Here is a 19,115-nt window from a genome sequence, read left to right on the forward strand (position 1 = left end):
GCTACACATGAAAAGGCTGAATCTCAATCTACAACTCACATGGAACTAGCCTGTAAGTGGGCTACTGACCTCATCTAACCTAAGAACTAATACGGTTCAAAAGCGTTGGAGGTTTCCATAAAAGATTCAAAAACGGCGAATTTGTTAAATTTTGTTATATTTATGTAAAAGGCTAGTTAGTGATATCCAATTGTTCAAGGTAAGTTTACTTACTAAACAGTCAATTATTTGAAGTGGCTTAATCTACATGCCCTCTGCCGTTGGAATTTATTTTATATCGAGTTTTACGATTGCTTTCATGGAAATGATAATCAATATCACTTAAATTAAATCAACAGTAAGTCATACAGACATTAAAAGGTTTAGTGATTATGCAAGATGCAATGAATTGGTTAACGAGAGACCCAGACCCAAGAACTCGTGAAGAACTTCAACACCTCATCGATGAGGGAATGCACAACGAACTTGAAGACCGCTTTACCCAACGATTAGAGTTCGGAACGGCAGGACTTAGAGGCAAAGTTGGATGCGGCCCAAATCGAATGAACCGTTTAGTTATACAGGAAACAGCTACCGGGCTCGGCCACTACTTAATCGAACATGTCGCGAATGCGACCATACGCGGTGTGGTAGTCGGTTATGACGGCCGTTTAGATTCAAAGCAGTTCGCGATTGATACCGCTTCCGTACTCACGGCTTTAGGCATTAAGGTTTATCTAACCTCGAACGTCGCGGCGACCCCTATCGTTGCCTTTGGTATTGAGCACTTCAACGCCGCAGCTGCCGTTGTGGTGACGGCCAGCCACAACCCACCGGAATACAATGGTTTCAAAGTGTACTGGGAGAATGGCGCTCAAATCATACCTCCTCACGATGCAGGCATTGCCGCTGAAATCGATATTGCATCAACCAAACCGCTCCCTTTAATGAGCCTAAGTGACGCTGAAACGCAAGGTAAGTTGGTGTGGTTAACTGAAGGCTATTATCAAACGTACCGCGCTGCGATCAATCAGAGCCCATACGTGAGTAACGAGATCGAATCGGCGAACACCACCATCACCTATACCGCAATGCATGGTGTCGGCGCACAAATGGCTGAGGATCTACTTCACGATTCTGGTTTCCATAAGGTGTTCAGCGTCGCCGAACAAAGAGAGCCCGATGGTAACTTCCCGACCGTCAACTTCCCGAATCCGGAAGAAAAAGGGGCGATGGATCTGGTGGTTAACCTAGCAAAAAGTGTCGATGCCGACATCGCTTGTGCCAATGACCCAGATGCAGACCGGTTTGCGGTTGCAGTGAGAACAGATGATGGCTCATACAAAATGCTAACAGGTGACCAAGTTGGCGTGCTATTCGCGCATTACTTGTTATCAAAACCTCACACCAAAAACCAATTAGTTGGTAACAGTATCGTATCTTCAACCTTACTTGAAAAAGTGGCTCAATCTCATGGTGCGACTTATTTCCAAACGCTGACAGGTTTTAAATGGTTAGCGAACATTGGCATGCAATTAGAAGATGAGCAGAACGAGTTCTTGTTTGCCTACGAAGAAGCATTAGGCTACACAATTGGTACTCAGGTACGAGACAAAGATGGGCTGTCTGCTATCGTCGTGTTTGCTCAATTGGTTGAGGAGTTAAAATCTCAAGGTCGAACCGTTTGGGATCTTCTCGCTCAGATATCATTTGAACATGGGGTTCACACCAACGCACAACGAAGTATTGCACTAGACCCTGATTCACCATCGATTGGTTCTAAGCTCCGCTCAGCACAGCCTAAAGCAATCAACGGTGTCGCTATCTCTGTGATAGAGGATTTGCAGTCTTCTTTACGCTTCGTCATTGGAGGCAATACTGAAGCGATTAACCTACCTGCAAGTGACGTACTCATCTATCACCTCGAGGACGGTTCACGCATTATCGTAAGACCTTCAGGCACAGAGCCAAAAGTGAAAGTCTATTATGAAACGGTGACAAAGTTTGAAGGGACAGAAACCTATGACGACACTCGCCTACGCGGTGAGCAGTACATGGAGAAACTGATCGAACAGCACCAACAAGAGTTGAATTCATAGCGAATTAGCGCGTTCAACATATAACGGTTAAATATAAAAAATGGACGCTCGAAGCGTCCATTTTTGTCTCAGTGGCTAACCACGAGAATATGTCTGATTTGATTCATCTACGAAGTAAAGAAAGAAGACAGCATCCAGATAGCTAACACGATGAAAACTCCGCCCATCACTTTCTGTTGATAGGTACGAAACTTCGCGTTTTCTACGAGAGATTTACCAATCGTACCCACTAACGCCACCAGCAAAAAGTTAAATGTTAAGCCGAGAACATTCAGTAATAAACCCAGAACGAGCATCTGCTCACCAGAAGTCGCTTCAATATTCGTCGACACAAACTGTGGTAAGAACATCACAAAGAAAACCAAGGCTTTTGGATTAAGCAGGTTACTGATTAGCGCTCTTTGATAGTAGGCTTTTGCTGCAAAGTTATCGCTTAACTCAGGCGCGTTACCCTGCTCTGTTCGAAGGCAATCCCACCCCATCTTCAACAAGTACGCGCCGCCTAACAAATGTAGAGCTTTAAGCGCTATTGGGCTCATAGCGATCAACGCTGATACACCCATAGCTGCTAACACTGTCAGAATGATTCCAGAAGTCGCGTTGCCTAAACTTGCGAACACACCAACCTTGCGGCCATAGCTCATACTTGAGCTCGCGATGAGTAACATATCAGGGCCAGGTAAAAGAAGAAGTGCAACAACGGCTGTCAGGTAAACAGGTAAGATGGTTAAGTCGATCATGGGTTTCAGTATTGATAAAAACGGAGACGGATTTTATATCAATTACTAACACCCTTCCAGATGCAATTGGTTGTAAGGTGGTAAAATGTACGAATTAAAAACTAATTTTAACCATTTAAACCAATTTATTAACTAAACATAGAGTATTAATTAACTCGCTACCCACTCAATCTCAATCAATGTCGTTTCACCACACTTTAGACGGCCAAGGAAGATATCACCTCGATGCACCTCACCAACACCTTTAGGTGTGCCTGTCATAACAACATCACCATCAAGCAAAGTCGTATAAGAAGATAACTCTTCGAGGATAGTTTGTGGAGAGTAAAGCATCTGCTCTACGTGCCCTTTTTGAACGCGAACACAGTTAATAAATAGCTCTAGATTTAAGTCAGAGAGATCTAAGTTATCAATGGGTACAAAACGGCTCAAGACAGCGGAACCATCAAACGCCTTGGCGCGCTCCCAAGGTAGGCCTTTCGCTTTTAAGCTACTTTGTAATTCACGTTTGGTGAGATCTAGTCCTAAACCCACAGCGGAGTACTGGCCATTTTCAACGATAAAACAGATTTCTGCTTCGTAGTGCAGCGCTTCTTGATGAAAAGAAGACAGAGATGACGTAACACTGGTGCTCGGTTTATTGAAAACCACCATAGAGTCTGGAATTGCGTTATTGAGTTCTTCAATGTGATCGACATAGTTACGCCCAACACACAGCACCTTAGTTGGGGTTGCTGTTCGTTTCGAATTCATCAACTGTTCCTGATCGACAACACTGCTCATAGTTTACCCCTGAACTATTTTTTGGAGTGAAGAGTTTAACGCATCATAAAATGAGAGTCTTCGACAAGATGGTTACCAATATCTAAATTCTGATCTTTAGCTCAATTAAATGATTTAAATACTTTTATCCGAAGATCGCTACATATATGAACTGATGACAAGAGCCATAGCTTCGTAGATCATAGCTACGTAGACAAAATGAATAGCAGGAGAAACATGAAGGAAAAGCTAAAACAGATACGTATAGAACGAAAGAAGCCCTCTCAAACCAAAAGGCTCGAGAGGGCTTAGCATGGTGTCTAGGACAGTATCCTAAAAGGTAAACTTAAGGAGTAAACACTATGCTAAATAAGTCTGCGACTTATAGGTAGTAACGAGCACCAAGTAGCCATTGGTCGTCAGCATCTTTCTTGTAAAGGCCTGAACCTTGAAGATCAAACTGGTAACCTGCAAAACCTACGAACTGAGATGTGAAGTTGTATTCAGCTTGTAGAGCTGTTGTGCTGTATACAGTTTCGCTGTTCTTGTCGTCTTCTACCGCTTCGTAGTTAACGCTTAGGTTAAGGCTGTTAGATAGTGCATAAGATGCCAATAGTTCAATTGCTACAGACTCTTCTAGTACACCAGTAAAGCTACCTACAGTCGCAGAGTTCATGTAGTTGTTCATTGCGTATACACCTGCAAGGTATAGACCTTCCGCGCCGTATGAACCGTAAGTTGCACTTAATACGTGAGAATCAGCAGTTTGTGAACCAGCAAGTGCGTAATCAACGTCACCTGTGTTGTAAGCGTAGTTTGCAGTGAAGTCAGCAATAGCGTAGTTCAAAGCGATCTGACCACGGTTTCCGTAATCGTTGCCATTGTCTTTATCTGCCTTACGACCTTGCCAAGCAACAGCTGCGCTTAGAGAGCCTGCGTTACCGAAATCGATAGCGTTGCCGTAGCTCACCATCTCTTCACCACGACCAGTACCTAGGTTACCGTGATCTTCGTAGATGAAGTCATTCGCGAATGCGATTGGCATATCTGCTACGCCAGCAACGTTGTAGTAAGGTGCCCATTGAGTACCTACTGCTGCACGACCGTAATCGTCGTGAGAAAGACCAACGTAGCCAAGACGAGTTGTGAATGACTCTTCACCACCGTCAAGCATGTTTAGCGCCCATTCACCTTTAGCGTCAGCAGTAAAGCCGTTGCCAAGCTCGTGAGTTGCACCGAAGTTGATACGTGGAGAAACAGTTTCTACACCGATGTCATCTTCGTTAAGACGGTCAGCGCTGTTTACGTCGCCAACTGCAACTGAAACGTGGCCGCCAACAGAGAATGTTGTGCCGTCTTCGTTGTAAAGTTCTACTGCAACTGCCTGTGTACCAAATACTGCACCAGAAATTGCTAGCGCTAAAAGTTTCTTATTCATTGTCATATCCATTATGTAACTGGGTGAGTTATTCACTAACAACCTCGTGCTTACGGAGAAGTTGTTACCTGCATTTAACAAGTAGGCAAACCCTAATATACGAATGACAAGAAAGTTGCATTAAAATATATAAAATAAAAAAAATCGCACTATAAAAAACAAAAAATCATTTAAAAACATAAGATTAACAAGAGATTTTCTGTGGATTCTTTTGATTCCTTGAGATAAGCACTTTGATTATTTTTGATTTTATAATCACTAAAAAAGCATTAAAAATCTAATTTCAAAATGACTCATCAGACCATCGAGAGGCTCGATTTTCCCTCTGAAACATTTTGTAACATGTAGAACTCAACTGAAATATTTAGCTTTGTAAAACAAATCCCAATATGAGCTAGGAAAAATCGCTCAATAGAAAGTTCATTAGAGAAAAACAAAAAAAGGGCAACCAATCAGCGACTGGTTGCCCTTCATAACTCATCATTGAACTCTTATTTGAAGCAAACCTCAGCCCAACGAGCTAAGCCTGCAGTTACTGAGCCGAAGTAATTACCACTCACAATCGGTACGTTCGGCACAGCTTGTTGTACGGCCTCACGAAGTATCGGTGAACGAGCTGAACCACCCGTCATGTAGATTACGTCTGGCTTTTTCTGGCCTTGTTGGATCGCTTCTTTAACCAACTCAATCATCTTAGACTTTGGTGTTTCAATCGCTTCAACCATCTGCTCAACGGAAATGTCCACTTCGACCAATTCAGAAGCAACATTAATCGCGGCTCGATATTGAGAAGATTCTGCTAATGCAATCTTGGCTTCTTCCGCTCTGCGCACAATACCGTAGCCCAAAGTGTCGTGATAAACCTTCATCAAACGTTCTAGCTTTTGAGGCTCTGACGCTTCTTTACGAAGTAATTTCAATGCTGCTAAGTTTTCTCTTGAATAGAAATTCTTTTGAGCTTCAACATTATTAATCGCAATTGGATTCCAGAATTGCGTCAATGGCATATCGATACCCGAAATACCTTTGCTGCCCATACCAAAAGGTGACATTAGTTGTTTGAACGCGAGATAGATATCGAGGTCATTACCCCCAACCCTTTGCCCACTGTGTGCGAGCAAACTCTGGGTACGATCTGCCTTACCAGACCAAGTTGGTCCCATTTCTAATAATGAGCAATCGGTGGTACCACCGCCAATATCGACAACCAATACCGTTTGGTTTTCAGTTAATGTGCTTTCGTAATCAAGACCTGCGGCTACGGGCTCAAATTGAAAAGCGATATCAAGGAAACCGGCACGCTTAGCTGCTCGAGTGAGGATATCTTCAGCTTGTCTGTTCGCCTCTTCACCACCTCGACCGTGGAAGTTAATTGGTCGGCCGATAACAGCTTGCTTGATCTGTTCTTGAGTCGTGAGTTCGGCTTGATGCTTGATATTTGCCATCATGGCACACACTAAATCTTCGAAGAAACTCACCTGCACATCATGCAGTCCACTCGCGCCAAGGAAAGACTTAGGAGACTTAACGTAATAAACATCGCGAGGGTCTTCTAAATATAAGTCCAACGCAGCCTGACCAAATGCCATGTCTTCTGGCACTAAGTCGATACTCTCTTCTCTGTTCAGCGCAATCGCACGTCGTAAAACTTGCTCACCAATCGCATCACTCGGCTTGATATTCAAATGACGGAATAGGTGTTCAGAAACACTCTCACGAGTAGGCGCAAACACGGTTGAGGGAATATAGTGGTTGTTACCTTCGAGCGGTAACAGGCTTGGCTCTCCATTAACCATCGCCGCGACAGAACAGTTCGCTGTTCCATAATCAAATCCAATAAACATAATATCCCCCACTCAACAAAAGGGGCGAGATGTTACATGAAAAGCCTAAAAATTACGAGGTCATTTCTAAATTTAACTGAGTAATTTATTAGCCTAACGGCTCTTCAAGACTAAACAAATATGCTACATTTCAGCCCAAATGAATCACAGGTTAGATAAATGAAAACACCTTGCCGAGCGGCTTGTAAAAATAATGGCGGAATGTGTAGTGGCTGCTTTCGAACAATGGATGAGATTATAGGCTGGAAAGACTTATCTGAAGATGAGCGAGTATCTGTCATGGACAACCTTAGTGGCGAGAGTTCAACTCACCAATGTCCACAGTGTAATGAGCAAGCTCAATGCGATATCAGTGCGGGTAAAGATACGTGCTGGTGTTTTGAGCTAGAAAAACGAGATACTAGCGATATTCCAAAAGCTGGAGTTTGTCTATGCCGTAAGTGCTTGTCTGCTTTACCTATTCAGTAGTTTAGAGCCCATTTAGTAAGTTACTAGATAGCAAGTTACTAGCCAGTTCAACATAGACAAAAAAAGCGAGAGGTTATTTTCTCGCTTCAAAATACTGAGATTTATTTGGTTAGTATCTACTTCGTTTTTACAACCAGCGCAGGCTGAGAAAACTGGATACCATTCCAGCCATGAACCATAAAGTTACGAATATTTTGATGGTCGCTGTTCTCAGGAAAACCTAGCACGTCGTTACGATAAAATTGACCAAAACAAGCAAGAGTTTGCTCTGCTGATAGACTTTGCTCTAAACCAAAAGCAAAAATCTTACACGAACCATTATTCTGCCCTGCAGCGTTCACTACCTCACCATTGCGAAATTCGCTCTCAGAAAAATCATAGTGAGCTTCGATCACTTGCATTGTATCTTCAAATTTCACGGCTTCTGGGGTTTCAGCCAGAGTATTCAATAAGGTTTCCAGTTCCATTTACTATTTCTCCATCAAGTATATATCTGTCAGCAGTGTATCTTGTTTTACGACAAGAGTAAGCCGTTGTTTAGTTGAGATAGCGATTCACTTTTTTGTTGCACGCTGCTAATTACTTCAATGAAACTAATGACATAGTTTTATCAGGGCGTTATATTATTTTATCAAACGATTAACATTGTTCAGTAACGAATATGCATAAAGATAAAAACTTAGAACTGTTCAGATACCTAAAGCCAGGTACAAAAACAGCAGGTGTATTGGAATTTGGCCCAGACGACTCAATCCAGATCAGTACACTTTATATCGGACACAAAGAAGATCAGTACCTTATCCTAGAGCTTACGCAAAAAGCGACAGAAGCACTGACGCTGAGAAAGCTCTCAAACGTTGATATTATTGTTCGTGCGATTACCGACACCGAACTTGGGCACATTGTCGCCTTCAAAACCAATGTACTGGCTCATATCACCTCACCGGCACATCTTATCTTCCTTCGCCCACCCTCAAACTTTGCAACCAAGCCTATTCGTGAACACGAAAGGTATAAGGTACGTCTCAGCTGTGAAGTCACCTTTGATACCTTGTCGCTGGATGCCACACTGGTCGATTTTTCAGCGTCAGGCTGCGGTATCTATCTTACCCAGCAATCAGATATCGATGTCGGCTGGAAGATAAAAGTTAATTCTGACTTAAATGAGTACTTAGATGACGATCTGGTCTACAAGGTGGTGAGTAAGAAAAGGCAAAGACAAGGCTGGCTGTTAGGTATCCAATTCCCTGAACACCTAGACATGAGTGATGAGTTGAAAACGCTACTGTTGGAACAAGCCTTTGTCGCTGGCTCGATATAAAGGCAGCAAATTAGTTACTTCTCTTCAATAGAGTCCATTTAAGAGCACTAAGTTAAAGCCTAGTGCTCTGTGTCATTCCAGTATGAGTTTTTGAAATGAACAAATGCTTGGTGTAGTGAATCTTCTTTAATCGGTTTTACAATCACGTAATTCGCCCCTGCGGCCATAAAGCTGTCTCTTGTCGACTCTTGAGCATCAGCGGTACACGCATAAATTGGGGCTGACACACCAATCTCACCTCTTAGTTGCTGAGTGGTTTCTACACCACCGAGATTGGGAAGCTGGTTATCCATCAAGATCAAGTCATAGGTAATCGTCTTAGCCATCTCTATCGCTTCTAAGCCATCTTTTGCCCAAGTGACGACCATGCCATATTTTTTACAGAAAGCCTGCGCAATAAAGGCGTTAGTGTGATTGTCTTCCACCAGCAACACATTCAAAGGTCGACTAAACAACGCCTCTGGCTCAACCTCAGCTTGTTGCTTAGCATCGACTAATAGCGGCTTGGCGTGTACGACCACTGGAATTTCTATCGTGAACTCTGAGCCTTGATCTATCACGCTGCGGACTTGAATGTCCCCTTCCAGCATATCGACCAGATTTTTTACAATCGTAAGCCCTAGACCAGTACCACCATATTCACGAGTGGTGGTCTCTTCGGCTTGAACAAAGGGTTCAAAAACGGCATCAATTTTACTTTCATCAATACCAATTCCGGAATCTTTCACTCGAACGATTAAGCTGGCGTGATCAGAGTTAAAGATACTTTCGAGCTCAAAGCTGACTGAGATACCGCCTTGATGAGTGAATTTAAGGGCGTTGCTCAACAGATTAAACATGATCTGGTTGAGGCGCACTTGGTCGGTGTTGATTTCGATGTCATCAACCAAGTGGTTCACAATGGTAAATTCGACGGATTTATCTTCACACAACGGGCGATAGATGCTGTCTAAGGTATTAACTAACTCCCCCAAGCGGAAGTCTTTCTTTTGAATATTAAACTGCCCTTGCTCAATCTTTGAGAAGTCCAAGATATCATTAAGTACCGCCAGTAAATGTTCCGCACTATTACACAGTACATCCACCTGCTCGCGGTTATCTTCATTGTGCATAGAGCGCTTCAGAAGCTGAGACACACCGAGAATACCGTTGAGCGGCGTGCGAATCTCGTGACTCATCTTAGCTAGGAAGTCTGCTCGCACATTCGCAAGATGCTCAGCTTCTTCTCTTGCTCGATCAGCCTGTCTTTCCGCCTCGATAAGCTTAGTAATATCTTGCCCTTGTACCACCACACCTGTGATGCCGTGTTCCACGCGCATAGCAGACATGTTCCAACGAAACACCTTTTCACCAATGGGTACGTTAATACCCGTCAGTTTAGAGCCTTGAACCACCATTTGAATATTAGGCAGCATACGATGCTCAAACTCTTGAGCAATTGGACCATAATTGTCATCAGCATCGAACAACGCCATACGAGCGGCGGGGTTCATCTGAATCAAATCGCCTTTTTCAGACCAAACTAAGATAGGCGAATGAGCAAAGTTAAAGAGATCTTGAAACTTTTGATTCTGTTCCGATAAGCGCTCAAAGGTGTCTTCAAGGGTGCAACCAATATGGTGAAATTCGAAAATGTTAGAGCCATCAAACTTGTTGTACTCTTCGCCATCACTTGCTGAGCGAGTGAAATCCATTAGCTTATCTAGCTCAGCAGCAACCCTTCTTTGGATCCAAGTGCGCGCAAAGAAAGACATCAATATGATCACCACAATCACTACGATGATCGCGCGCTGATAATTCTCTTCTAACGCAATGAAGTTATTGTTCTTTTGAACGGCTCGAATGATTAAAGGGGTTTCAACCGCGTTGATCTTAATGGTTGCGATAGTGACGAAATGACGAGGCAACTGTTCGTACATTTGATAATTGAGGATGTCGGTAATGGTGTAGCTTTCATCACCACTGAATGTCGATGTCACCGGTGTACCGTGCGCTTCAATAACGATATTTTCGCAGTTACTGCCTTGTTGGATTGACTCAGCCAAAGAGAAGTTATTATCAAGCACAATGGCGATATAGAGTTGACCAAGGACTTCCCCAGTAGCGTTATCAACAATAGGGGTACGGCGAGCCAACAAGTGACGCTTACCTATATCTGTCCTCAGTTTAATAAAATGCCAATTACTGCTGAACGAAACCTCATCAGAAATATGCTTTAAGTTGTACTCATCCAAACCATAAAATTGACCGTTGCCGTCTTCCCAAGCCAAACCATCGTGGGTAGAAACAAAGCGTAAATCTGGCGCATGGTCCGGTTCACGTTGGTCAACACCAAAGAAAAAGTAGCTCAGAGTCTCGTCATTACCCGTATCAAAATACTCTCTGAGAGTTTCACTGTGTGAGCTACTGTCTTGATGGATTTGCAGCACCGACAAACGATAATCAAACATGTTTTGGATCAGGCTTGAGGTTTGCTGAACCGTTCGATTCGTCTCTTGCTGTACGATGTTACTGCTGGTTTCATAATTATGAATAAGCACGCCAAGTGCCATCACGCCTATCACCAAAATAACGATACGCGTAATGAGTCTAGCTAAAGTGTTTCTAGGTGTACTGGCGTAGCTTTTCTTCATTATTGACCTGAGTACCTAAATGCTCGCTGTTTAAGTTCTGAAATACGTTCTGGGGAATCTTCCTTGGTCACAATTTCAAATTCACCAGAGTAAACGGTAGGTACTTCCAAACCGGCTAGATCCCACTTGATCGCCTCTGCCATCGCAATGCCCGTATCGTCGTTCATACGCATGACAGTGACATCTAAGTCTCCCCTTGCAATGGCTTCAAGTTCAGCAGAGCCGCCTCCCCAACCATTCACTAAGATGTCTTGGCCCGATTCGCGAATCGCTTCCATTGCACCGAGAGCGACATCCGTTGAGCATGCATAGATAAAGTCTAGATCCTTATCGTTCTCTATGCTGATTTTAGCCGCTTGGTAGCCACTTTCTTTGTTTGATTTTGTGTAAAACGAAGACTTAAGTGTAAAGTTGGTATCCGAATTCACTTCATGGATAAAAGTATCTCCACGCGCATCACTGATATAACCTTGTGAGTAATACAAAACAGAATACTTACTGTCTGGTGGGCTTACTTGTTTAAAATAGTCCGCCAGTTTTAAGCTGCCTGTCGCATGGTCAAAGCCCACATACATAAATGGCTGTCTATCTGCCCAAGCTCGCACTGGCGTCGTGATATTTTGAAGAATCAGTTTGGTGTCCGTAGAGGTCAACACGTGCTCAATAAACTTGCGGTGGCGCGTAGTATCTAACGTGAAAATCAAATAATCCGTCTTGTTTTCAATCGCTTCTTGCAATGAAATGCTCTGCTGCGCGAGATCGGCATTAATACGGGTAAACACTTGATTTATTTGGTAGCGGATCTTCAGCCTATCGAGACGCTTCTCAAAAGCTTGAATATTGCGAACCCAGTAATCCGAGATCTGTTGACCCGGATACACCACGGAAATCGTGATCGGCTCGTCTTGGATTCTTCTCAATGGCACAGGGTGATTTTGTACAGCCTCGACCATTTTATCGGTCAATGCTTTTTGTTCTGGAAAAGTGGAAAGATAATCTTGGTATTCCCAGTACCCATTGAGGACATGAGTACCATGGGAGAGAGCGGACGCAGAAAATACGGCAAGTCCAAACAACATCAGTAAACGTTTCATATTTTTCTCGTTTTATATGAGCTACTTTGGCTCATTTTTTAACCTAGCATGACACCATCTCTTTGTATGGCTAATGGATATTATGTAGGACAACGATGATAAATGATAGCGTCTAACACTAATTAGAACGACATTCTAAATGAGCAATATGTTAATTTGGAATGGAGATTAAGAGCAACGAGTTCAATCATGATTTCAGCCCATTCACAGTAAGAGTAATTACTATTTAAATTCATAAGCTTAGCTTAATTTATTATAGACCCTTACATTATTAAGATTTAATCAATAACAAACATTTTGGCTATGAATTATGAGACTTCGATATATTGAATTTTGTCTTTTTGCCACTCAATAATCAGTTTGAGTGATACCAGTTTTTCTTTGCGGGATTTAGGCAATTGCTTGATCGCGTATTCGGTTTTCAATGCTTCACTTTTTGAGCCAACATCAAAACTCCAAACCAGCTTAAGCGGGCCTTTACCTTTTAAAGCTTTAGCGCCTTTACCGGTTTGATGTTGTTCAAATCGACGCTCTAGATTGTTCGTAACGCCACAATAAAGGGCATTGTGGCGATTGCGGATCAAGTACACGACCCAATCCGCATTTTTATCAACGTCTGACATTTAAAGCAGTGATTCAACCAGAACCTTAAGCTCTGCCACTTCTGCTCGTAGGCTTGCTACTTCAGACTCAAGCTCTTCAAACTTTTCACTCGTTGCAGAGGGTGCAGCCGCACTTATTGATGCCGTCGCAAACGCTTCAACATCCACTTCACCGCTCAACAAGTGCTGGTAGCGTGATTCACGTTTACCCGCTTCACGTGGTAGTTTGACCACCAAGGCACCCGCTTCTCTTGCAGCGAGTTTATCTAATGTTGCTTCTACTTCTTTCACATCACTAAAGTTTGCAAGGCGACCCGTGCGAGTACGAAGTTCACCAGGTGTTTGCGCGCCGCGCAGTAACATACAACAGATGATTGCGCGCTCTTGCTCTGTAAATTGCAGATCACCGAACTCAGTGTTGCAGAAACGATGCTGATACTTATTAACACGGCTATTGAAGCTGCTCTCATCGCTCACCATGCGACGTCCGATTAAGCCATCAACCGCATCTAAAACATCTGACTCAGAAAGAGAGAGAACAGGTTCACGGTTACTCTTTTGATTACATGCCGTGGTTAAACTGTTCAGTGTCAGTGGGTAATGATCGGGAGTAGTGACTTCTTTCTCGATCAAACAACCGATAATTCTCGCTTCAATTGGGGAAAGTACTGTGTTCATCGTTTTTCCTTTTTATTATTTTGATAATTCCATCTCAACACCTAACAATGCAGTAACTAGTGTTCAGACAAAATTGGTACTCGTTTCTTTCTGCCCTGTTCATCAATCATTATGATCTTAGAACGGTTTAGCTCTATTTCCACGACTTCCAAATAAGTACGCTCTTGTACATACGCATCACGAAGCTTGTTCTGCTCTGCCGAAGATTCAGTAACATCGTCACCCAAATCTTCTGTTTCCAATTGTTGTTGATTCATTTCACATATCGTATCAATGCAGTATCTACATAGGATACTAACTTGAACCGCGAGATAAAAACAATCACACGTTAGAGAGAGTGACGAATAATTAAACAACCTTACTTTTGCTTTGATCTAAAGACTGTTACATCATCAATTGATGTGCTTTAATCAGAACCAGACAACGTATTTGACGAATAGGAAAAGGAATCTATGAGCAGCGTATTTGAAATTGTTAACCAAGCACGACGTAAGAACAAACTTAAGCGTGAACTTTTAGACAACGAAAAGAAAGTTCGTGACAACCGTAAGCGTGTCGACCTTCTTGATAACCTACTTGATTACATCAAGCCAGAGATGACTCACGACGAGATCCTGGGCATTATCAAAAATATGAAAGCTGACTACGAAGACCGTGTTGATGACCACATCATCAAGAGCGCTGAGATTTCTAAAGCTCGCCGTGACATCAGCCGTCGCATTCGTGAACTGACAGAAGAAGACAAGCAAACTCAAGGTAAGAAGTAATCTAACCTCGCTAATTTACTTGTAACAATGTTAGTAACCCACTCTTAGTAGTGGGTTTTTTTGTACCTAAACTCCAGCGTCTATACTTAAGCATCTAGACCTAAGCATCTAAACCTAACCGTCTAGACTTAAGCGTACCTAAGCAAAATGAAGGAAACTCAACAGCAGTATCAAACTAAATAACGAGTGTACACTAGCGATGGAGAGACTTTATGTACGGAAGTATTCTGATTACCTTGGCGTTATCAACGACGCAACCTTACCCTGAAAAATTTGAGAAACTTTATACCGAAGAAACCGAAATCACTTATGACGATCTCGTGGTCGATGTTCATGGCTACAAGGTTCCGACCCGATCAGCATTTCGAGGTTGGATGCTCCTTAACCACGCCCAAGATCAAGTCAAAGCGATCGGTCAACAACTCAAAGACAACGGCATCACTCAGAGCATGCCTCTGCATTTAGTCTTGTTGCAAGGCACGGATTGGGCAATGAGTAATACGACCCTGTTCACCCTTCCCAATAAGAAACATGTGCCAAACATGATCAATACCCTTAAGTACATACAACAATATATTGAGCCTGAAATTGGCGTTGTTATCCCTGTGTCCGGAGAGCGAACCAATATCTACAACCAACAAGCTGGCGGCGCACTGCGAAGCAAGCACTTAGAGTTCTGTGCCTTAGACCTGGTGCCTGCAAATGATATTACTCGTGAAGATCTACACGTGAAACTCAAAAAGATTCATTCGGAATTCGGGCAAAAAAATAACGTTGGGTTGGGTTTATATTCTGGTGTTCGATTCCACATCGATACGTGTGGGTTTAGACAATGGTAAATAAACATGATCGAGTCATAAAGACTTATGATTTGAATATGTCATTTGGACTCTAAAAATAAGTTAAACCACATAAGATCATGATTTTAAATGAAAATTAAAACTGGAACGCTAATTACTATTAATAACAAGTATCATAATTATTAATAGCAATTAGGAATTCAATATGAAGACGATGACTCAACGCTTTCAAACTCTGCTTTCTGTTTCAAACTTCAGTCTAGCTATCACAACCTTGCTTATGCTTCTCAGTATTATCGTTGCTTATCCAATGGCCGATCACTTCTCACTGCCAATTCAAATCGTCGCCCATATCAGCACCATCTTAGTCGCAGCCTTGCTGAAAATCAGCTATGTCGGTCGTTGCCTTGCACAATACAACCTTGGATTAGAAGTTCGTTAAGTAGCGCCACGCTAGCCTTGATACGAGTGTCCTTAGACAATATCAAGGCTACTGAAAAGATCGTACAGCTGATGAGATTTATAGGGTTTCGGTAAGTAGGCGTTCATACCGGCTTCAAAACAGTCTTTGATGTCTTCTTCCAGAACACTGGCGGTTAAAGCAATGATGGGTAATGGTGTGACTTGTTGATCGGCTTCCCACTGACGAATCGCACGAGTCGCCGTTATACCGTCCATAACAGGCATCATGCAGTCCATTAAGACCGCATCAAACTGAGCTCCCTGAGTAATGACATCCACCGCTTCTTGGCCATTGCTGGCAATCAAATATTCATAACCCGCTTGCTCAAGGAAGAAGCTCGCTATTTTTTGATTCATCAGATTGTCTTCAACGATCAAAATGCGTCGATTCAGAGAGCGAACCTCTTCATCTTTTGCTGCCACTTGAGGAGTTTGCTCTTCGCCGACATCGAGAGATTGTAAGCTAGTTAAGAAACGTCGGCCCAAGAATGGCAAGGTATGAGTCGAGTGGACCGTTTCTGTGATTAGGTTGGTTTTAAATAGGTGATGCTGACACACGATGACGCGAGCAAGAGGGTATATCGCCTTCAACGTCGCAAGATCTTTCTCCATAGAATGATGCAAGGTATGACAATAAAGTATGAAGTCGCTTTCTTTTACACTTTCACTCAGGGCTGCAATGGATGACACCACATTGGCTCGAACATTCAAACGCTCACACTCTTTAACAAGCTGATCAAGGTAATTGAAAGAGTTCGAGATGATGGTCGCTCGGCTCAGGTTATCGAAAGTTTGAACAGGCGCTTCTACAACATCGACATACAAACAAAACGTGAATGTAGAGCCCTCTCCTTTCACTGAACGCGCAGTAATGTAACCACCCATCAAATCAACAAGCTGTCGACAAATCGCAAGCCCTAGCCCCGTACCACCAAATTGACGGGTAATGCTGCCATCTTCTTGAGTGAAAGGTTCAAATATGGACTCTAACTTCTCGGGCTCAATACCAATCCCGGTATCAGACACGCTGCATTCAAGCTTGCCCCTGCCCATAGACATGGGTGTATAAGCAATGTCAGTGGTAATTGTGCCCTTGGACGTAAACTTGATCGCATTAGAAAGCAAATTGGTCAGCACCTGTCTCACGCGGTACTCATCGAAAAACAGTTGTGACGGCGTTTGATAGTCAATATTGATGTCGAGCTCGATATCCTTACTTATCGCTTTCGACTGAATCACACTCACGGAGTCATAGACCGCTTCTCGCAAATCAGCATTGTGTGGTGACAACATCAAGTTACCCGACTCGATTTTAGACAGGTCGAGGATGTCATTAAGCAACACAAGCAAAGAGTGAGAAGACGATTCGATATCTCCCAATACTTCTTGCTGATTTGGACTCAGTTGGCTTTGAGATAAGATCTCAGCCATGCCAATGATCCCGTTAAGTGGCGTGCGTATTTCATGTGACATGTTGGCTAAGAATGCGCTCTTGGCCTTGTTAGCCGAAATCGCGTCTTCTTTTGCTGTTATCAACTCTTTGTTATGAAGATAGTTGCGCTCCATCACTCGGTTTAGGGTTTCAGTGAATTCGGCAAGCTCATCGTTCCCTTGGATATGAATCACCTTAGGCTGACCGTAGCTATCAGCGCATTCCGACACACCTTTCAAGATAATCGACAGGTTTTTGTTTAAACGTAGAGACGTCGCGACCCCAAGCCACATCAGAACCCCAGAAGCGATGAGTATAAGCAACGTCATGACCAAGGTTTGCCTTTTCTGCAACGCGATATTATTGGTCAGTTCAAACTGTATTTGAGTGGTGTAAGCGCCAATCGCGTTTGAAATAGCGCGTTTTTTAACCTCCAAGCTTTTCAAGTGTTGATATATTTCGGGTGATGAAAAGTCTCCTTTGAGGATTCGAGATGTAAATTTGTCTTGGAATTCATCTTTGGCGACAGCGTTTAGCAACTGTCTAATGTTTGGAGAACGCGTATCCGAACGGAAAAAGGTATCTAATAGCTGTTGCTGCCTCTCTAGAGCACCGACATAGCTAAGCAAGTATTGATTTTTAAACTCTGGGGAGCGATACAAGCTGAAGCTTAACCACGCTTCTCTCTGAGTCCAAAACACATAATGCGTAAGATTGATAAACATCGCTTCCGCTTGACCAATATTGTCATCGACTAAGGCCATGCGATATTCGGACAGCTCCATCAGCACGTCTTTTAACAAGTCGAAAGCGCGCTCTGTCAATTGTCTGCTGTCTGTCGTTTCAGGTGTACTAGCAAGGCTCATCAACAGCTTTTTCAATTCAGCTAACTGAGGGTCAATACTCCAATTGCTGTCGAACCGTTGAAGTCGCATTCCATGCTGAGTCAGTCTATCCAGTTCTGATTGCAGTGTTAAAAGCAACTGACCTTTCTCAGGGGAGTCATTAGACAGCACCAACCATCGATAAGCATCACTTGAAACTGTATTAAAAGATTGAAGCGCTTCGACCTTAATACGCGTTGTTTCAAGGTGATTCATCTTCTCATCGTTCTTAAGCACTTCATTCACTGTAAACCCTAACATAATGAGTACAGAAACCGTGGAAAGAAAAATAAGACGCCATCTAATTGACATGTTTATCATTTTTATAACTACTCCCTTCCCGAAAGTAATTTACCTAGCCCAAATTAAGAATAGGACATTAACAGGGGGTTATTGATCAAATTGGATATGAACAAACGATACTCTGAGCCCAGAACAAAAAATTAGAGCCAACTGGTATCCAGAAAAGTGCTTTAAAGCGGAAAGGCGTGCTTTTATTAAGACTGGTTTAAACAGCGAGGTTTCAGTGAGCAAGATTTAAATAAAGACGTTTTCTCCAGTTATTATCACCTGCATAACAAGTGAACACCCACATTCTACGGCTCAACTAGACTGTGAATAATGACTCTGCGCGCTAACAAAGCGGATAGTTAGGTTAAAATTGTGACATCCAATCGTTTGCGTGATGCACTTTTCACACTCAAGTTAGGTTTATTCAAAGGTCGAACAACAATACTGGTTGATTCCCTTATTTGTCGTTTACTGTTTACGTGTAACTTGAGTTAGAGATCACACCTTTAATGTTCAATATGACCTGTATTACATATTATCCTTTGAATTGAGTATTTTTTGACGAAAAATAAGTGCTACAGATTGTTAAAGTCAATAGTCTTTGTTGACGTTCAAATCTTGATTTATGGCTAATATAGAGCCAATTTACAGATATTCTGTCTGCATTTATTTTTCCTAGCAGAATAACCCGTCGTACCTTACAATCCTGCCACATAAAAATTACAAGTTACACACAAGGTATATCAGCACATTTAAGTGGCAATAAAGACCACAGCCTGATGCCTCAAATCCCCTATGCTGATTGGCTTCCCTACAACCGC

The 19,115-nt window shown here is 42.7% G+C and carries 17 protein-coding genes; 6 read left to right on the forward strand and 11 right to left on the reverse strand.

The window, feature by feature from the left end; translation table 11 throughout:
- The first annotated feature begins 371 nt into the window (after positions 1 to 371).
- A complete protein-coding gene (locus tag MSG38_RS03405) occupies positions 372 to 2,078 on the forward strand; it encodes a phospho-sugar mutase (protein WP_248400998.1) in 1,707 nt (568 codons plus the stop codon).
- Positions 2,079 to 2,185: 107 nt separating this feature from the next.
- Here MSG38_RS03405 and MSG38_RS03410 read toward each other — a convergent pair whose 3' ends face one another.
- The 4 genes from MSG38_RS03410 to yegD form a co-directional block, all read right to left on the reverse strand.
- Positions 2,186 to 2,818, reverse strand: coding sequence for a LysE family translocator (locus tag MSG38_RS03410; RefSeq protein WP_061017526.1), 633 nt, complete (start codon positions 2,816 to 2,818; stop codon positions 2,186 to 2,188).
- Between the two features lie 150 nt (positions 2,819 to 2,968).
- On the reverse strand, positions 2,969 to 3,601 hold the full coding sequence (locus MSG38_RS03415) for a fumarylacetoacetate hydrolase family protein (protein ID WP_048616985.1): 633 nt from the start codon (positions 3,599 to 3,601) through the stop codon (positions 2,969 to 2,971).
- A 361-nt stretch (positions 3,602 to 3,962) separates the two neighbouring features.
- Positions 3,963 to 5,018 (reverse strand): porin, encoded by a 1,056-nt coding sequence (locus tag MSG38_RS03420; RefSeq protein WP_061038475.1) that lies wholly within the window; start codon positions 5,016 to 5,018, stop codon positions 3,963 to 3,965.
- Between the two features lie 491 nt (positions 5,019 to 5,509).
- Positions 5,510 to 6,862: a molecular chaperone gene (yegD, locus tag MSG38_RS03425; RefSeq protein WP_050644048.1), complete on the reverse strand. Its 1,353-nt coding sequence runs from the start codon at positions 6,860 to 6,862 to the stop codon at positions 5,510 to 5,512.
- Between the two features lie 159 nt (positions 6,863 to 7,021).
- Here yegD and MSG38_RS03430 point away from each other — a divergent pair, with 159 nt between their 5' ends.
- Positions 7,022 to 7,330, forward strand: a complete 309-nt coding sequence (locus tag MSG38_RS03430; protein ID WP_248400999.1) for a DUF1289 domain-containing protein — start codon at positions 7,022 to 7,024, stop codon at positions 7,328 to 7,330.
- A gap of 116 nt (positions 7,331 to 7,446) precedes the next feature.
- On the opposite strand, the gene MSG38_RS03435 is transcribed toward MSG38_RS03430, so the two are convergent.
- Positions 7,447 to 7,797, reverse strand: coding sequence for a HopJ type III effector protein (locus MSG38_RS03435; protein ID WP_050052419.1), 351 nt, complete (start codon positions 7,795 to 7,797; stop codon positions 7,447 to 7,449).
- Positions 7,798 to 7,991: 194 nt separating this feature from the next.
- Here MSG38_RS03435 and MSG38_RS03440 point away from each other — a divergent pair, with 194 nt between their 5' ends.
- Positions 7,992 to 8,651 (forward strand): PilZ domain-containing protein, encoded by a 660-nt coding sequence (locus MSG38_RS03440; RefSeq protein ID WP_086774399.1) that lies wholly within the window; start codon positions 7,992 to 7,994, stop codon positions 8,649 to 8,651.
- Between the two features lie 59 nt (positions 8,652 to 8,710).
- On the opposite strand, the gene luxQ is transcribed toward MSG38_RS03440, so the two are convergent.
- From luxQ to MSG38_RS03465, 5 genes are all read right to left on the reverse strand, one after another.
- A complete protein-coding gene (gene luxQ, locus MSG38_RS03445; RefSeq protein WP_248401000.1) occupies positions 8,711 to 11,284 on the reverse strand; it encodes a quorum-sensing autoinducer 2 sensor kinase/phosphatase LuxQ in 2,574 nt (857 codons plus the stop codon).
- Positions 11,284 to 12,378 carry an autoinducer 2-binding periplasmic protein LuxP gene (locus MSG38_RS03450; protein WP_122082712.1) on the reverse strand — a complete coding sequence of 365 codons (1,095 nt, stop codon included), beginning with the start codon at positions 12,376 to 12,378 and terminating at the stop codon, positions 11,284 to 11,286. The genes luxQ and MSG38_RS03450 overlap by 1 nt, the downstream gene beginning before the upstream one ends.
- 308 nt (positions 12,379 to 12,686) lie before the next feature.
- Positions 12,687 to 13,001, reverse strand: coding sequence for a GIY-YIG nuclease family protein (locus tag MSG38_RS03455; RefSeq protein ID WP_050621727.1), 315 nt, complete (start codon positions 12,999 to 13,001; stop codon positions 12,687 to 12,689).
- Positions 13,002 to 13,658 carry a YceH family protein gene (locus MSG38_RS03460; RefSeq protein WP_248401001.1) on the reverse strand — a complete coding sequence of 219 codons (657 nt, stop codon included), beginning with the start codon at positions 13,656 to 13,658 and terminating at the stop codon, positions 13,002 to 13,004. It abuts the gene before it with no gap.
- A gap of 56 nt (positions 13,659 to 13,714) precedes the next feature.
- On the reverse strand, positions 13,715 to 13,915 hold the full coding sequence (locus MSG38_RS03465; protein ID WP_048659067.1) for a hypothetical protein: 201 nt from the start codon (positions 13,913 to 13,915) through the stop codon (positions 13,715 to 13,717).
- Positions 13,916 to 14,110: 195 nt separating this feature from the next.
- Between MSG38_RS03465 and MSG38_RS03470 the strand changes: the two genes are divergently transcribed.
- The 3 genes from MSG38_RS03470 (at position 14,111) to MSG38_RS03480 (ending at position 15,667) form a co-directional block, all read left to right on the forward strand.
- Positions 14,111 to 14,425 (forward strand): DUF496 family protein, encoded by a 315-nt coding sequence (locus tag MSG38_RS03470; protein ID WP_004730049.1) that lies wholly within the window; start codon positions 14,111 to 14,113, stop codon positions 14,423 to 14,425.
- A 212-nt stretch (positions 14,426 to 14,637) separates the two neighbouring features.
- Positions 14,638 to 15,264 carry a D-Ala-D-Ala carboxypeptidase family metallohydrolase gene (locus tag MSG38_RS03475; protein WP_248401002.1) on the forward strand — a complete coding sequence of 209 codons (627 nt, stop codon included), beginning with the start codon at positions 14,638 to 14,640 and terminating at the stop codon, positions 15,262 to 15,264.
- A 166-nt stretch (positions 15,265 to 15,430) separates the two neighbouring features.
- On the forward strand, positions 15,431 to 15,667 hold the full coding sequence (locus MSG38_RS03480) for a hypothetical protein (RefSeq protein WP_048608901.1): 237 nt from the start codon (positions 15,431 to 15,433) through the stop codon (positions 15,665 to 15,667).
- Between the two features lie 32 nt (positions 15,668 to 15,699).
- On the opposite strand, the gene MSG38_RS03485 is transcribed toward MSG38_RS03480, so the two are convergent.
- Positions 15,700 to 18,264, reverse strand: a complete 2,565-nt coding sequence (locus tag MSG38_RS03485) for an ATP-binding protein (protein ID WP_248401086.1) — start codon at positions 18,262 to 18,264, stop codon at positions 15,700 to 15,702.
- Between the last annotated feature and the right edge of the window lie 851 nt (positions 18,265 to 19,115).

Origin of the sequence: Vibrio sp. 1CM24A (assembly GCF_023161725.1) — a bacterium.
In the GTDB taxonomy this organism is placed as follows: domain Bacteria; phylum Pseudomonadota; class Gammaproteobacteria; order Enterobacterales; family Vibrionaceae; genus Vibrio; species Vibrio coralliirubri.

Coding starts and splice junctions, on each gene's coding strand:
- MSG38_RS03405 (WP_248400998.1), top strand. CDS start 372: ATGCAAGATGCAATGAATTGGTTAACGAGAGACCCAGACCCAAGAACT.
- MSG38_RS03410 (WP_061017526.1), bottom strand. CDS start 2,818: ATGATCGACTTAACCATCTTACCTGTTTACCTGACAGCCGTTGTTGCA.
- MSG38_RS03415 (WP_048616985.1), bottom strand. CDS start 3,601: ATGAGCAGTGTTGTCGATCAGGAACAGTTGATGAATTCGAAACGAACA.
- MSG38_RS03420 (WP_061038475.1), bottom strand. CDS start 5,018: ATGAATAAGAAACTTTTAGCGCTAGCAATTTCTGGTGCAGTATTTGGT.
- yegD (WP_050644048.1), bottom strand. CDS start 6,862: ATGTTTATTGGATTTGATTATGGAACAGCGAACTGTTCTGTCGCGGCG.
- MSG38_RS03430 (WP_248400999.1), top strand. CDS start 7,022: ATGAAAACACCTTGCCGAGCGGCTTGTAAAAATAATGGCGGAATGTGT.
- MSG38_RS03435 (WP_050052419.1), bottom strand. CDS start 7,797: ATGGAACTGGAAACCTTATTGAATACTCTGGCTGAAACCCCAGAAGCC.
- MSG38_RS03440 (WP_086774399.1), top strand. CDS start 7,992: ATGCATAAAGATAAAAACTTAGAACTGTTCAGATACCTAAAGCCAGGT.
- luxQ (WP_248401000.1), bottom strand. CDS start 11,284: ATGAAGAAAAGCTACGCCAGTACACCTAGAAACACTTTAGCTAGACTC.
- MSG38_RS03450 (WP_122082712.1), bottom strand. CDS start 12,378: ATGAAACGTTTACTGATGTTGTTTGGACTTGCCGTATTTTCTGCGTCC.
- MSG38_RS03455 (WP_050621727.1), bottom strand. CDS start 13,001: ATGTCAGACGTTGATAAAAATGCGGATTGGGTCGTGTACTTGATCCGC.
- MSG38_RS03460 (WP_248401001.1), bottom strand. CDS start 13,658: ATGAACACAGTACTTTCCCCAATTGAAGCGAGAATTATCGGTTGTTTG.
- MSG38_RS03465 (WP_048659067.1), bottom strand. CDS start 13,915: ATGAATCAACAACAATTGGAAACAGAAGATTTGGGTGACGATGTTACT.
- MSG38_RS03470 (WP_004730049.1), top strand. CDS start 14,111: ATGAGCAGCGTATTTGAAATTGTTAACCAAGCACGACGTAAGAACAAA.
- MSG38_RS03475 (WP_248401002.1), top strand. CDS start 14,638: ATGTACGGAAGTATTCTGATTACCTTGGCGTTATCAACGACGCAACCT.
- MSG38_RS03480 (WP_048608901.1), top strand. CDS start 15,431: ATGAAGACGATGACTCAACGCTTTCAAACTCTGCTTTCTGTTTCAAAC.
- MSG38_RS03485 (WP_248401086.1), bottom strand. CDS start 18,264: ATGTTAGGGTTTACAGTGAATGAAGTGCTTAAGAACGATGAGAAGATG.